This is a genomic window from Flavobacterium sp. (assembly GCF_046153165.1).
GTDB lineage: Bacteria > Bacteroidota > Bacteroidia > Flavobacteriales > Flavobacteriaceae > Flavobacterium.
This window is the reverse complement of the sequence record NZ_JBJXEN010000017.1, coordinates 1-13,026: the sequence shown is the minus strand read 5'-3', so window position 1 is coordinate 13,026 and position 13,026 is coordinate 1. Positions and strand designations below refer to the sequence as shown.

General features: G+C 30.3%; 15 protein-coding genes. 5 read left to right on the top strand and 10 right to left on the bottom strand.

Features of this window, described 5'->3' with window-relative positions:
- Window positions 1–130 precede the first annotated feature (130 nt).
- The 3 genes from ACKVOV_RS02625 to ACKVOV_RS02615 all read left to right on the top strand — a co-directional run bounded on the left by ACKVOV_RS02625 (window position 131) and on the right by ACKVOV_RS02615 (window position 3,813).
- Window positions 131–2,263: a M3 family metallopeptidase gene (locus tag ACKVOV_RS02625; RefSeq protein ID WP_409205224.1), complete on the top strand. Its 2,133-nt coding sequence runs from the start codon at window positions 131–133 to the stop codon at window positions 2,261–2,263.
- Between the two features lie 249 nt (window positions 2,264–2,512).
- The gene (locus ACKVOV_RS02620) at window positions 2,513–3,445 is read left to right on the top strand and encodes a peptidylprolyl isomerase (RefSeq protein WP_409205223.1); all 933 of its coding nucleotides are present in this window, start codon (window positions 2,513–2,515) and stop codon (window positions 3,443–3,445) included.
- 80 nt (window positions 3,446–3,525) lie between these two features.
- On the top strand, window positions 3,526–3,813 hold the full coding sequence (locus ACKVOV_RS02615; protein ID WP_409205222.1) for a cytochrome c: 288 nt from the start codon (window positions 3,526–3,528) through the stop codon (window positions 3,811–3,813).
- A gap of 105 nt (window positions 3,814–3,918) precedes the next feature.
- On the opposite strand, the gene ACKVOV_RS02610 is transcribed toward ACKVOV_RS02615, so the two are convergent.
- The 4 genes from ACKVOV_RS02610 to ACKVOV_RS02595 all read right to left on the bottom strand — a co-directional run bounded on the left by ACKVOV_RS02610 (window position 3,919) and on the right by ACKVOV_RS02595 (window position 6,883).
- Complete coding sequence (locus ACKVOV_RS02610; protein WP_409205221.1) at window positions 3,919–4,896, bottom strand: YitT family protein; 978 nt, start codon at window positions 4,894–4,896, stop codon at window positions 3,919–3,921.
- A 149-nt stretch (window positions 4,897–5,045) separates the two neighbouring features.
- On the bottom strand, window positions 5,046–5,774 hold the full coding sequence (locus tag ACKVOV_RS02605; protein WP_409205220.1) for a phosphodiester glycosidase family protein: 729 nt from the start codon (window positions 5,772–5,774) through the stop codon (window positions 5,046–5,048).
- Window positions 5,775–5,923: 149 nt separating this feature from the next.
- Window positions 5,924–6,388, bottom strand: coding sequence for a DUF962 domain-containing protein (locus ACKVOV_RS02600; RefSeq protein WP_409205219.1), 465 nt, complete (start codon window positions 6,386–6,388; stop codon window positions 5,924–5,926).
- Window positions 6,389–6,430: 42 nt separating this feature from the next.
- Complete coding sequence (locus tag ACKVOV_RS02595) at window positions 6,431–6,883, bottom strand: 2-dehydro-3-deoxyphosphooctonate aldolase (RefSeq protein WP_409205218.1); 453 nt, start codon at window positions 6,881–6,883, stop codon at window positions 6,431–6,433.
- A 69-nt stretch (window positions 6,884–6,952) separates the two neighbouring features.
- On the opposite strand from ACKVOV_RS02595, the gene ACKVOV_RS02590 reads away from it, so the two are divergent.
- Window positions 6,953–7,510: a YeeE/YedE family protein gene (locus ACKVOV_RS02590; protein ID WP_409205217.1), complete on the top strand. Its 558-nt coding sequence runs from the start codon at window positions 6,953–6,955 to the stop codon at window positions 7,508–7,510.
- A 1-nt stretch (window position 7,511) separates the two neighbouring features.
- Window positions 7,512–7,925: a DUF6691 family protein gene (locus tag ACKVOV_RS02585; protein ID WP_409205216.1), complete on the top strand. Its 414-nt coding sequence runs from the start codon at window positions 7,512–7,514 to the stop codon at window positions 7,923–7,925.
- Here the strand turns inward: ACKVOV_RS02585 and ACKVOV_RS02580 are convergent.
- From ACKVOV_RS02580 to ACKVOV_RS02555, 6 genes are all read right to left on the bottom strand, one after another.
- The gene (locus tag ACKVOV_RS02580; RefSeq protein ID WP_409205215.1) at window positions 7,922–8,587 is read right to left on the bottom strand and encodes a lysoplasmalogenase; all 666 of its coding nucleotides are present in this window, start codon (window positions 8,585–8,587) and stop codon (window positions 7,922–7,924) included. The two genes, ACKVOV_RS02585 and ACKVOV_RS02580, sit on opposite strands and share 4 nt — an antisense overlap.
- A gap of 2 nt (window positions 8,588–8,589) precedes the next feature.
- Window positions 8,590–9,861, bottom strand: coding sequence for a sterol desaturase family protein (locus tag ACKVOV_RS02575; RefSeq protein ID WP_409205214.1), 1,272 nt, complete (start codon window positions 9,859–9,861; stop codon window positions 8,590–8,592).
- A gap of 31 nt (window positions 9,862–9,892) precedes the next feature.
- Window positions 9,893–10,168, bottom strand: coding sequence for an ATP-dependent Clp protease adaptor ClpS (locus ACKVOV_RS02570; protein ID WP_409205213.1), 276 nt, complete (start codon window positions 10,166–10,168; stop codon window positions 9,893–9,895).
- A gap of 33 nt (window positions 10,169–10,201) precedes the next feature.
- Window positions 10,202–11,035 carry a 50S ribosomal protein L11 methyltransferase gene (gene prmA / locus ACKVOV_RS02565; protein WP_409205212.1) on the bottom strand — a complete coding sequence of 278 codons (834 nt, stop codon included), beginning with the start codon at window positions 11,033–11,035 and terminating at the stop codon, window positions 10,202–10,204.
- 74 nt (window positions 11,036–11,109) lie between these two features.
- Window positions 11,110–12,336: a DUF1015 domain-containing protein gene (locus ACKVOV_RS02560; RefSeq protein ID WP_409205211.1), complete on the bottom strand. Its 1,227-nt coding sequence runs from the start codon at window positions 12,334–12,336 to the stop codon at window positions 11,110–11,112.
- Window positions 12,337–12,406: 70 nt separating this feature from the next.
- Window positions 12,407–13,026: 3-hydroxyacyl-CoA dehydrogenase family protein (locus ACKVOV_RS02555; protein WP_409205210.1), on the bottom strand; the 620-nt coding region annotated here is incomplete at its 5' end.

The following is a 13,026-nucleotide window of genomic DNA, read 5'->3' as shown; positions in this document are numbered from 1 at the left end:
TTTTTAAATTTTAAGGAAAACAAATATAGAATAATTGTATTAACTAAGTATTTCTTAAAATTTTCATTCCATGATTTTCTAATCTGTTTTTTTAGATTACTTTTATATCCATCAAATAAAAAATACTATTATGCAATTTTTCTCAAAAATAATTAAGGCAAGTACATTTTTTGTCTTGATTTTCTCACTACAAAATCAATCGCTTCAGGCTCAAAAAAAATCTATTAAAATGACTAATCCACTTTTGCAAAAAAGTACGTTGCAGTACCAAGCGCCACCGTTTAATCTTATTAAAGACGAACATTTTAAACCTGCTTTCGATTATGGTTTAAAAATACATGATCAAGAGATTATGAAAATCGCAAATAATCCTGCTAAACCCACTTTTCAAAATACAGTTTTAGCATTAGAAACTTGTGGTGTCGATTTAGGTAGAGCCGCAGGTGTTTTTTACAACTTAACAGGTTCTAACACGAACCCAACATTGCAAGCTATTGAAGCAGAATATGCACCCATTTTCTCTGCACATAATGATAAAATTTATTTAAATAGTAAATTGTACAATCGTATTAAGTCTTTGAATTTAAATCTTTTGAAAGGCGAAAATAAAAAACTTACTCAATATTATTTGCAACAATTCGAATTAGCAGGCGCTAATTTATCTGATGCAGATAAAGAAAAAATGAAGAAAATAAATGAAGAGTTGGCCACTTTAGGAACACTTTTTACAAATAAATTATTAACTGCTCGAAAAAATGGAGCTGTTTTATTTGATAATTCTTCTGACTTAGATGGTTTAAGTACCGATGAAATTGCTGCTGCAAAAGGCAAAGCAACTGAAGCTGGTCATGACGGAAAATATTTAATAGGATTACAAAATACAACGCAACAACCATTATTACAAAGTCTTAAAAATAGAGCTACAAGAGAAAAATTATTTAAAGCTTCTTGGTCTCGTGCCGAAAAAAATGATGAAGGAGATACTCGTGAAGTTTTAGAGAAAATGGCAAAATTACGTTTGCAAAAAGCAAATTTAATGGGCAAGAAAAGTTTTGCAGAATGGAGATTGCAAGATCAAATGGCACAAATACCAGCCAATGCCATGAATTTATTAGCAAAAATTGCAACTCCAGCAGTAGAAAAAGCAAAAGTAGAAGCACAAGAAATTCAAAATTTAATTGACGAACAAAAAGGAGGTTTCAAACTAGAGCCTTGGGACTGGAATTTTTATTCTGAACAAGTACGCAAAGCTAAATATGATTTAGATGAAAGTCAAATAAAACCTTATTTCGAATTGACTTCGGTTTTAGAAAAAGGAGTGTTTTTTGCTGCCAAACAAATGTATGGTATCACATTTAAGGAAAGACATAATTTGCCAGTGTATCATCCAGATGTAAAAGTATATGAGGTTTTTGATAATGATGGAAAATCAATAGCCATTTATTATTTAGATTTTTACACCAGAGATAATAAAAACGGTGGAGCTTGGATGAATAATTTTGTGAGTCAGTCACATTATTTAAAACAAAAACCTGTAATTGTAAATGTTTATAATTTTGCAAAACCAGTAAACGGAAATCCTTCTCTAATTAGTTTTGACGATGTAACGACTATGTTTCATGAGTTTGGACACACTTTACACGGCCTGTTTGCTAACCAGCAGTATGTTACACTTTCTGGAACATCAGTGCCTAGGGATTATGTAGAGTTTCCTTCTCAAATTAATGAACATGCAGCGTTGGATCCAGTTGTTCTAAAAAATTATGCCATTCATTATCAAACTAAACAACCTATTCCACAAGAATTAATTGAAAAAATTAAAAAAGCAGAAACTTTTAATAAAGGTTATGAAGTAACAGAATTATTAGCAGCTGCAACTTTAGATATGGCTTGGCATAGTGTCGAAAATGAATCTGATTTTAAACCTACTTTGCAGTTCGAAAAAGAAGCATTGCAAAAATATGGTTTGTTAGTGAATGAAGTACCAACTAGATATCACACGCCTTATTTTGCTCATATTTGGGGTGGAGGTTATTCGGCAGGATATTATGCTTATACTTGGTCTAAAACATTAGATTATAATGTGTATGATTGGATGCAAGCGCATGGCGGAATGACCAGAGCAAACGGGGATCGTTTTAGAAAGTATATTCTATCTGTTGGAAATAGTGTTGATCTTAATCAAGCTTTCAAGGATATGATAGGGCATGATATGCAAATCGAGCCTTATTTGAGGATTTCGGGATTATCGGATAAAAAATAAATAAATTAATAATTTTAAAAATGGCGTCTATTGTAGATGCCATTTTTTTTATAAAATTGTTTATTAATGTTTTGGTACAATTAATACTGTTTAATTTTAGCCCCGATTACTTCACTTAATTTTCATTTTCCTTGCAATGACATATTACAACGTAAAGCAGGAAAAAAGGTTGAAATAGAAACCAAAGGTTGTGCTTCCAGTTTAGCATTTATTTTGTAAATTTGCACTTTAAAAATAAAATTCATTATCATGGAAAACGGAATATACGCTAAATTTAATACAGCAAAAGGGTCGATTTTAGTAAAACTAACACACGATTTAACACCAGGAACGGTTGGTAATTTTGTAGCACTTGCTGAAGGAAATCTAGAAAATAAAGTAAAACCACAGGGGACACCTTACTATGATGGACTAACTTTTCACCGTGTTATTCCTGATTTTATGATACAAGGAGGTTGCCCACAAGGAACTGGAACTGGAGACGGAGGTTATAAATTTGATGATGAATTTCATCCGAGTTTAAAACACGATAGACCAGGCGTTTTGAGTATGGCAAATGCTGGACCTGGAACTAATGGGACGCAGTTTTTTATTACACATGTACCAACAAGTTGGTTAGATGGTAAGCATACTGTTTTTGGTCATGTTGTAGAAGGTCAAGATGTTGTTGATGCAGTTGAAGGAAATGATATTCTAAAAACTTTAGAAATTGTTAGAGTAGGTGAGGAAGCTGAAAAATGGAATGCTGTAGAAGCTTTTAGAACTTTTGAAGGTTCTCGAGCAAAAAGAGAAGCGGCAGAACGCGAAGCTGCTGAAGCAAAAATGGAGCAATTGGCTGCTGGTTTTGATAAAACAGAAAGTGGACTTCGTTATAAAATGATTCAGAAAGGTTCTGGTAAAAAAGCAGAAAATGGTAAAACAGTTTCAGTACATTATGAAGGATCGTTAGAGTCAGGAAAAGTTTTTGATTCTTCTTATCCTCGTAAAAAACCAATCGATTTTAAATTAGGTCAAGGACAAGTAATTGAAGGTTGGGACGAAGGAATTGCTTTACTTCAAGTAGGAGATAAAGCACGTTTTGTGATTCCGTCACACTTAGGTTATGGTTCTCGTGGTGCTGGTGGCGCTATTCCGCCAAATGCTACCTTGATTTTTGATGTAGAATTAATGGATGTGAAATAATATTTTCATTAAAATAAACTTAAATCCCAATATAAAACTGTTGGGATTTTTTTATATTTACAATTCTAAAAACTAAAACTATGAAAATAAGAATTATAGCAGTGGCAATTTTAGGAATATTTTTATATTCTTGTTCGCCAAAAGTTATTGCTCCTGTCACTGAAGTAAAAAAAGTAGAGCTTACTCCAGAATTAGCAGCAGGAAGAACGCTCTACGAAAATAATTGTGCTAAATGTCACAAATTATATTCGCCAACAAATTTTTCTGAGCAAGATTGGAAACCAATTTTAGTAAGAATGCAAAAGAAAGCAAGACTTGATGATGCACAAATGGTTGAGATTTCTAATTATATATATTCTCAGTTATAATTGACTAATTAAATAGTAATCTAAATCCGAAAATTAAGTATAAATCTATATGCTTAATTTTCGGATTTTTTTGTAAATATATTTGTGATTTTAATTTTATCTGAGTTAGTGTTCTAAAGGTCTTTTTTTAATCATGCCACCTTTAGTATCTTTTACACTATTCATTACAACAAAAGCTGTTGGTTCAATTTTTTCGATTTCGGTGGTTAATTTATTAAGTTCTAGTCTGGTAATAACAGTATAAATAATTTCTACATCTTTTGTTTCTCCACGTTTTCCGTAACCTTTTTTTCCACTGTATACTGTTACACCACGTCCCATTTTATGTATGATCATTTGTCGGATCTCTTCGCTGTGTGAAGAAACAATCGTGACACCAGTGTACTCTTCGATTCCTTCTACAATAAAATCTAATGTTTTAGAAGCTGCTAAATAGGTAATCATCGAGTACAAAGCAATTTCTACACCTAAAAAATAGGCTGCTGCAGCAAAAATAAAGACATTGATTATTATTATAATATCACCAATTGTTGTACCAAATTTACGACTTAAAAAAATAGCTAATACTTCGGTTCCGTCAATAACAGCACCGCCACGGATTGAAAAACCAATACCCGCTCCAAGAAAAAAACCACCAAAAATAGCTACTAATAGATTGTCTTTAGTAACATCAGGAAAAGTAATTGTAGCCAATACTATTGAAAGTCCTGTTATAGCTATAGCAGTTTTGAAAGCAAACTGTTTTCCTAAGATATTGTATGCAAGTATAATAAAAGGAATATTTACACAAATAATAAGTATATAAAGAGGTATTCCTGTTAATGCCGAAATAAGTAAAGAAATACCCGTTGCACCACCATCTATAAAATGGTTAGTTAATAAAAAACCTTTAAATCCAAATGATGCTGAGAAAATACCAATTGTAATTAGAATTAAGTCTTTGAAAAGCCTCTTAATATTGATTAAAAACTCTCTATAACCTTTAGCAAAAGCAAAGTTTGAGTAGTTTTTATTGTTTGCAGTTTTTTCACTCTTATATCTAAGTGTAGTTTGAATAATGACTTGTTTCCAAAATGAATTCATATTTATTGTTGTTTTAACCTTTTAGTTAGCTTGTAGTTGTTTCAGCTTGAGTAATCCGAAAACTTTTGAAGACTAAAGATACAAAACGAAAAATGGAATTAACAAAAAACCTGAAATAGTACAAAAACTATTCTCAATAAGAACAACAGTTATTTTGTAATTCCAATTATGACACCAAAATCACCATCAACTTGTTCCCATTTTTTTTCGGGCAAATATGTTCTTGAAACAAATCCATCTAAATATAAGGCATTTTTACAACCTATTTTTTTAAAATATTCTGCAAACTCATAAAAGTTTATTTCTTTTTTTGACATTGCAAATATAATTTCGTCGTTTGGTAAAATCCCAACCCCGTTTCTAATATTATAATTGGTCGATTCTTTTTTAAAAGCCGAATGAATTTCTCCATTAATCACGAGCATTGGTCCTGATTGTGTTGCAAACTTTATATTTCCATTATTAACAAATTCATTCGACTTACAAATAAATGGTTTTTTGTTTGTTGTAATATAAAAAACGCCATTAGGCTTTAGATAAAAATTACCATTTCCACTAGTTGTGTCAATTTTTACTTTTTCTATTTTATTTTCGATGTATAATCCTTGGGGTGAATGGTCTTTTTTATACATTCCAGCATTTGTTGCAAATAAAAGTTCTTTGTTCTTTACTTTAAGCCAAAGTTTTAGATTTTCTGCATTCTTAAAGTTTTCATTACTTTCATTTTTTAAATAGAATTCGATATTCTGCTTTTTTGGATTTGCACAATAACTAATAAATCTTTCGTCGTTAATTTCTGATTTTCTAGATTGATGAAAAAATCCAAAAGAAGTAGTAGTTACAATCAATAAAAATAGGAAAATTCTTTTTTTTGTCATTTTAGAAATAGATCTTACAAATCATTCTGGCTAAGAATAATTTTTTCAATGATTTGCTTGTAAAATTAAGTATTATGTAAGATTCAAGATGTTTATCATCCCGTTTAGTTTCTAAATTAATAATGTTTTAAAATAGTTTAACTAAATTTTTATTTTCTTGAAAACAAATTTTCTACAACCCAAGCTGGGCCAATCATTAGGAACTGTAAATCTTTTATAAATGAAGGTTTTTTACCTTCAATACTATGTCCGTAAAATTGTCCAATCCAAGCGATGACAAAAACACCGATTGAAAAAAGCCATAATGGTAATATTTGACCGATGTAGTAATTTAAAACTAAACAAATGGCTGAGAAAATAGCAATTTTAATTGCCATCGTATAGGATAATCTAATATAGAAAATTAGGACAAAAAGTAAAACTACAACTGCCCAATTTTCTATTATAGGTACATTTAATTTTAAAGCATTTCCAATAAGCTCAGTAGGAATACTCATTAATAATCCAACAATAGAAAAATAAATAGAAGGAACACATATATAATGTATCATTTTATTTTTAGGGTTCTGATGACTTACTGCATACTCTTCAAACCATTGATCTAATGTTTTCATTTTTAATTAATTTATTATATTATAAAAATTTAAATACTCATATTATTTTCTAGCTGTAAAGCCTACAGGGATTAGTAATTCTCCTTTTTCAAACTTGTTAATGTAAAGTAATACTGGTTTGGTTTGCCCTTCCCAAGTTATTTCAAAAATATCTATTGTTCCTGCTCCCGTATCTGTTTTTCTAGTTGGAAACGGGCAACAAGCATCTTTTTTTTTAAATTTTATTTTCTCTCCTTTTGGTCCTGCCAAAGCATTTAAAAAACGAATTTGATTATTTAGTCCATCTTGTACCGAAGTAAAATTTACATTTACAGGATAATCTTCATTATAACCATATTTTTTTGAAGTAGCATTTTTTGTAATTATAAAACTCCCAAAAGCTTCATTTAATTCTGGTCCAATAACTGAATTGTCTATGTTTCTAATAGTCGATTTTATACTAATGCAAGAAGACACTAATAAAATTACAACACAACTAATAACAATTTTTTTCATTTTCTTAAATCTTTCTATTATTGTAACAAATATAGGAAGATTCTATTATTTTTGTAAAAAAAATATTCGATGGAATATATCACTCATACATGGCATTGGTCTATATCAGGATTCCTAATAGGGATGGTTATGCTAATGATTACTTACTTTGGGAAAACATTTGGAATGTCGTCTAACTTAAGAACAATGTGTTCGATGGTTGGAGCTAATAAATGTGCATCCTATTTTGATTTTGATTGGAAAGAACAAAAATGGAATTTAGCCATTGTTGTAGGTGCTATTGCAGGCGGTTTTTTTGCATATCATTTTTTAAGTAGTGCAGATATTGTAAATATTAACCCAAAAACAATTGCGAACTTAAATAATATTGGTATTGATGCACCAAATGGGAAACTAGCTCCAGATGTTATTTTTAGTTTGCATGCTTTGTCAACTTTCAAAGGTTTTGCAATTCTTATACTGGGTGGCTTTTTAATTGGTTTCGGGACACCTTATGCTGGTGGTTGTACTTCAGGACATGCAATATCTGGACTAAGTAATTTACAATTACCATCTCTAATTGCTGTATTAGGTTTCTTTTTAGGAGGTTTAGTCATGGCTCATTTTGTAATTCCAATTATATTTTAGTATGAAATTATTGAGATTTATTTTAGTAGGATTTTTATTTGGTGTTGTGCTTACAAAAGCAGAAGCTATATCGTGGTATCGTATTTATGAAATGTTTATGTTTCAGTCTTTCCATATGTACGGAATCATTGGAGTTGCAATTATGACTGGTGTTTGTGGGATAAAAGTTATCAAGAAAAGAGAAATTAAAGACTATAAAGGGAAACCTATCGAAATTTTAGCCAAGGACAAAGGATATACAAGGTATATTGTTGGCGGTTTTATGTTTGGCTTAGGTTGGGCATTAGTAGGTGCTTGTCCAGGACCAATTTTTATTTTACTAGGAACAGGAATAATTTCAGTTTTTGTCGTTTTACTCGGAGCCTTACTTGGCACTTTTGTTTACGGATTACTAAAAGAAAAATTGCCTCATTAATCTTTTTGATTCAGTTTTAAAATCCCTGTTGTAATACAATACTGCGCTACAATATAAGTAAACATAATGATGAAGTTAGCATTCAAAATTGGATTATAAAATTTATTAATTGCTAGACAACTATCTGAAGTAACAAAAAAGATTGCACCTATTAGTATTAATAGATTCATTGGTTTTTTCCAAGAAAAATAACCTTTTATAGCCATAACAAGCATAAATGAAATTGTAAAGGCATAAACTAAAACTGGAATTTTTAAATCTCCAAGCTTTGGAAACAAAATAAATAGCATACTTCCTAGATAAATCAAAGTAGATGTAAAACCAAGCCAAAACTGCCAGATTTTAGCATAATTTGCTTCCGATTTTTGTTTTATAAATAGTAAAATAAACAAAATATGAGCAATTAAAAAGCAAATCAATCCAAAAATAAAATACAACTCTCCTTTGTCTGCAAACATTAAAATAATATCACCAATCCAAGAAAAAATTAAGGCATATAGCAACCATTTTTTTGTATGAAAATCATTTGATTTGTAGGTTACTAAAATTAAAAAAGGTAACAAGAACGGTTTGAAATACCAAGCAATATTGTCTTGATTAAAAAAAATCAGCAATAGATAAAAAGTACTTATTACTAAAAAAGAATTTAGAAATTTACTCATTTTTAAGTATTTAAAATTGCTTTATTTTCTAATTTAAAATCGATCGTTACAAAGTAAATATTAACTAATAATGAAATTGCTAAATAACCTAAAACTAAATAATTTCCTGTCGATATTATTGAGTTAAGTCCAAACCAATCTCCATAATGCATAATAATCCCTATCACAAAAAATAATCGAATACTTTCCCATATAATCGAGTACTTATTTTTATCCATCAATTCTGTATAACTATAAATTGTGATGAGTACGAACAAACCATAAACAAAAATATTAGGAAGTCCAATGGTTGCAATATTGTTAAATAAGTAACTCACAAAAAGTAGCGTAATTAGCATTTGTGTTACTGACCAAATAATTAATTTGTTAGAATTTTCAGTTCCATATTTATCAAAATCGAATACATTATTTATTTTGTTAATAGGATATTTTTCTTCAAAATTCTCTGGTCGCCAACCTGTTGGCATAAACCAAACTCTAAATTTGTCTTTCCATTTTTCAGCATACCAAGCATCACGGATCATAAGCCACAAATGTTGGTAATTTATTTTTATTGGGTTCCATGTTTCTGCGGGACGAGTAATACCAAAAACAGTGGGAACTTCAGGTAATTCTTCTTGGAAAGTGCCAAATAATTTATCCCAAAAAATAAATATCTGAGAATGATTTTTATCCATATACTCAGGATTTATGGCATGATGAACCCTGTGGTGTGAAGGAGTTACCAATATTTTTTCTAGAAACCCCATTTTTCCAATATACCTAGTGTGATACCAAAATTGTAAGAATAATTGAATAGGAAGTGTAATTGCAATAACAGAAGCAGGGACGCCTAAAATTGCCGCAGGAATAAGTAAAAAGGTAAACAAATTTACAAAACTTGAAACGGTTTGACGTAATGCACATGCCAAATTAAATTCTTCCGAACTGTGGTGAATAGCATGTTTATTCCAAAAAAAGTTAATTTGATGTGCCCAACGATGTGTCCAATAACCATAAAAATCGATAACAAAAAAAGCAATAATATAGGTTAAAACAGTCGCTTCTAGATTAAAAACAGCTAGTTTAGAAACCAACCATTCGTAGCTTAATAAAGAAATACTTAGTCCTAAAACATCTTTTACAGAGTTTGTAATACCAGAACTTATACTCGAAACGCTATCCATCAAAGGAACGTGATCTATACCTTTATAATAACCATATATTTTTTCTATTATAATTAATAATAAGAAAAGTGGCATTGCGATAATTAGTATTTTCCCGTATTGCTCCATTGTTAAATTTTAAAAACTGTTTTGAAATTGATTAAATTATTTCGGCACTTAAACCTGCTTCTAGTAATGAGGAGCATTGTGGTTTTAGTTCGTCAAAAGTTCCAGTTTTTACAATACATTTGCCTTTGTAATGAACTAATAAAGCACATTGTTCAGCTTGTAATTCATCATGATTACAAACTCTAATTAAAGTGTCTATAACGTGATCAAAAGTATTTACATCATCATTGAATAATACAATTTCGTTGTTTATACTTACTGCTTCTAGAGTATCAGTTTCTACTTGTGTTTTTTCTATTGTTGCCATTTTTTTGGACTTTAAATCATTAGACTTTAAACGCTAATTTACATATTTTAATGATACCCAATTATTTCGTTCAAATTTTTTAACGTAAGTTAATCCTTTTTCAGTACAAGAAGCATCTATAAACGGGATGTCTTCCGTGTAAAAACCACTAAAAAGAATTGTACCTTTTGGGCTCAAACAATCTACATAAGCTTGCATATCGTTTAATAAAATGTTACGATTAATGTTAGCAATAATCAAATCGTATTTTTTATCTTTTAATAAAGCAGCATCACCTTCGTAAACAGATATGTGTTTACAATTATTACGTTCTGCATTTTCGATAGAATTCAGGTAACACCAATTATCAATATCGATTGCATCTATTGGTTGAGCTCCTTTCATTTCGGCAAGAATTGCTAAAATTGCTGTACCACAACCCATATCTAAAGTTTTCATTCCAGTGACATCTATTTCTAATAAATGTTGAATCATCATGTGTGTTGTTTCATGATGACCAGTTCCAAAACTCATTTTAGGCTCTATAACAATATCAAATTCAGCATTGGTTTTCGGGTGAAAAGGTGCTCGAACATGGCAATTTCCGTCTACATCGATTGCTTCAAAGTTTTTTTCCCATTCTTCATTCCAATTTACTTGCTCTATTTCTTCGAAAGTATAAGAAATTTTAAACTCAGGATTCTCTAAAATGTAAATATCATTTAGAATGTCATTTGTCCAAAGTGTTTTTTGTACAAAAGCCGAAAAACCAGTTTCAGTTTCAATAAAACTTTCAAAAGCTTTTTCGCCTAATTCGGCAATAAGAATTTCTGAACCTAACTCTTTTGGTTCTACCGAAAAATGATAACCTAAATATATGTTTGACATGATAGTTTTTATTTTTGCAAAGGTAATAATCCTTTTATAATTTTAGTTTTATTATGAAATAAGTTACGTAAAAATTACAATTCATAAACTACTAAACCACTTCTAAATTTTGGTTCGATGTAAGTACTTTTGGGTGGCATAATTAAATTATTGTCTGCTAAAGATTTTATTTCAGAAATGTCTGATGGATAAAGCATAAATCCAACTTCAAACTCATCTTCATCTATTAAATTTTTGATAATAGCAATAGATTGTTTTCCAGAAACATAATCGATACGTTCGTCATTTCTTAAATCCTCTATTCCTAATAGTGGGTGCAAAATAGTATCGTATAAAATTTGTGCATCGAGATTTTCGATTCCGAAGTGTTCCGATTTATGAATATTTTCTGATTTGTAAAATAAAGCATAAAAATGACCATCAAGATACATTCCGAATTCGTACTTGTTTTGTGGTTTCCACAATTCTTGATTTTTGTTTTCGATGTTGAAGTACTGAGCTATTTTTGCGATAAAATCATCTTTTGTAAAACCATTCAAATCTCTAACAATTCTATTAAATTCATATATTTTCACATTGCTTTCGGCAATAAGAAAACTCATGAAATACTTGAGATTTTCGTTTTTAGTGTCTTTGTTTTCGTTTAATAATAATTCAGCTGCTGAGGAACGATGGTGACCATCAGCAATATAAAGATTGGGAATGTTTTCGAAATGATTTTGCAACCAATCTATTTCGCTCTGCGTATCAATTTTCCAAAGCGTGTGTTTTTCTTTTGTGGTTGTAGCAAATTCATAAAGCGGTTTGCTTTTTTTTCGTAAAGAAATATAAGTATTTATTTCAATGCTATCAGGGTAAGTTATTAAAACAGGTTCGGCATTAAAATCTGTGTATTTCATGTAATCTTTTATCAGTTCTACTCGAAACTGTAAAGTATCTTCATGTTTTTTAATCACATTATTTTTATAATCCTCTACCGAAGTTCCTGCTATAATTCCCGAAAATATGTTTGATTTTGTTTGAATTTCGTACAAATAAAAAACAGGAGATTCTTCTTTAATTAATATTTGTTCGTCTTTAAAATCTTGGTATTTATGTGCCACACTCTTGAAACGCTTGTCAATCGTGATTTTTTGAGCATTGGCAAATGCAGGATGTATGACATGTAAAAATGAATACGGATTATAACTTAACCAAGCGGCTAGTTCTGCCGAATTATAATCGTCATAAGTTCTACAAGTTACCAATCCTACTTTGTCGGCAGAAGGGCGAACGGCTTTGAATGGAATTATTTTTGCCATTATTCAATTGATAATTGACAGTTGATAATTGATAATTACTAACTATCAATTATCAATTATCCATTGTTAATTATGAGAATTGTTTTGAAACTTTTTCTGCTTTTTTGCTTTCGGCATAATCATAAAAACCTTCACCAGATTTTGCTCCTAATTTTCCAGCCATCACCATATTTACTAATAATGGGCAAGGTGCATATTTAGGGTTTTTGAAACCGTCGTACATCACGTTTAGAATGGCTAAACAAACGTCAAGACCAATAAAATCGGCTAATTGTAACGGTCCCATTGGGTGCCCCATTCCTAGTTTCATTACAGTGTCAATTTCTTGAACACCAGCTACTTTATTGTATAATGTTTCGATGGCTTCGTTAATCATGGGCATCAAAATTCTGTTGGCTACAAAACCTGGATAATCATTTACTTCGGTAGGTGTTTTTCCTAGTTTAATAGATAAATCCATGATGGTTTTAGTCACTTCGTTGGTTGTATTGTAACCACGAATGATTTCGACTAACTTCATAATAGGCACTGGATTCATAAAATGCATTCCTATAACTCTTTCTGGATGCACCACCGAAGCTGCTATTTGTGTAATTGAAATGGAAGAAGTATTGGTTGCTAAAATGGTATTATGATCGCAAACATCGCTTAATTGTTTGAAGATGTTTAGTTTTAAAGTTAGATTTTCAG

What these genes read in the sequence shown, in the direction of transcription:
- ACKVOV_RS02625 (WP_409205224.1), top strand. Translation starts at nt 131, where the DNA reads ATGCAATTTTTCTCAAAAATAATTAAGGCAAGTACATTTTTTGTCTTG.
- ACKVOV_RS02620 (WP_409205223.1), top strand. Translation starts at nt 2,513, where the DNA reads ATGGAAAACGGAATATACGCTAAATTTAATACAGCAAAAGGGTCGATT.
- ACKVOV_RS02615 (WP_409205222.1), top strand. Translation starts at nt 3,526, where the DNA reads ATGAAAATAAGAATTATAGCAGTGGCAATTTTAGGAATATTTTTATAT.
- ACKVOV_RS02610 (WP_409205221.1), bottom strand. Translation starts at nt 4,896, where the DNA reads ATGAATTCATTTTGGAAACAAGTCATTATTCAAACTACACTTAGATAT.
- ACKVOV_RS02605 (WP_409205220.1), bottom strand. Translation starts at nt 5,774, where the DNA reads ATGACAAAAAAAAGAATTTTCCTATTTTTATTGATTGTAACTACTACT.
- ACKVOV_RS02600 (WP_409205219.1), bottom strand. Translation starts at nt 6,388, where the DNA reads ATGAAAACATTAGATCAATGGTTTGAAGAGTATGCAGTAAGTCATCAG.
- ACKVOV_RS02595 (WP_409205218.1), bottom strand. Translation starts at nt 6,883, where the DNA reads ATGAAAAAAATTGTTATTAGTTGTGTTGTAATTTTATTAGTGTCTTCT.
- ACKVOV_RS02590 (WP_409205217.1), top strand. Translation starts at nt 6,953, where the DNA reads ATGGAATATATCACTCATACATGGCATTGGTCTATATCAGGATTCCTA.
- ACKVOV_RS02585 (WP_409205216.1), top strand. Translation starts at nt 7,512, where the DNA reads ATGAAATTATTGAGATTTATTTTAGTAGGATTTTTATTTGGTGTTGTG.
- ACKVOV_RS02580 (WP_409205215.1), bottom strand. Translation starts at nt 8,587, where the DNA reads ATGAGTAAATTTCTAAATTCTTTTTTAGTAATAAGTACTTTTTATCTA.
- ACKVOV_RS02575 (WP_409205214.1), bottom strand. Translation starts at nt 9,861, where the DNA reads ATGGAGCAATACGGGAAAATACTAATTATCGCAATGCCACTTTTCTTA.
- ACKVOV_RS02570 (WP_409205213.1), bottom strand. Translation starts at nt 10,168, where the DNA reads ATGGCAACAATAGAAAAAACACAAGTAGAAACTGATACTCTAGAAGCA.
- prmA (WP_409205212.1), bottom strand. Translation starts at nt 11,035, where the DNA reads ATGTCAAACATATATTTAGGTTATCATTTTTCGGTAGAACCAAAAGAG.
- ACKVOV_RS02560 (WP_409205211.1), bottom strand. Translation starts at nt 12,336, where the DNA reads ATGGCAAAAATAATTCCATTCAAAGCCGTTCGCCCTTCTGCCGACAAA.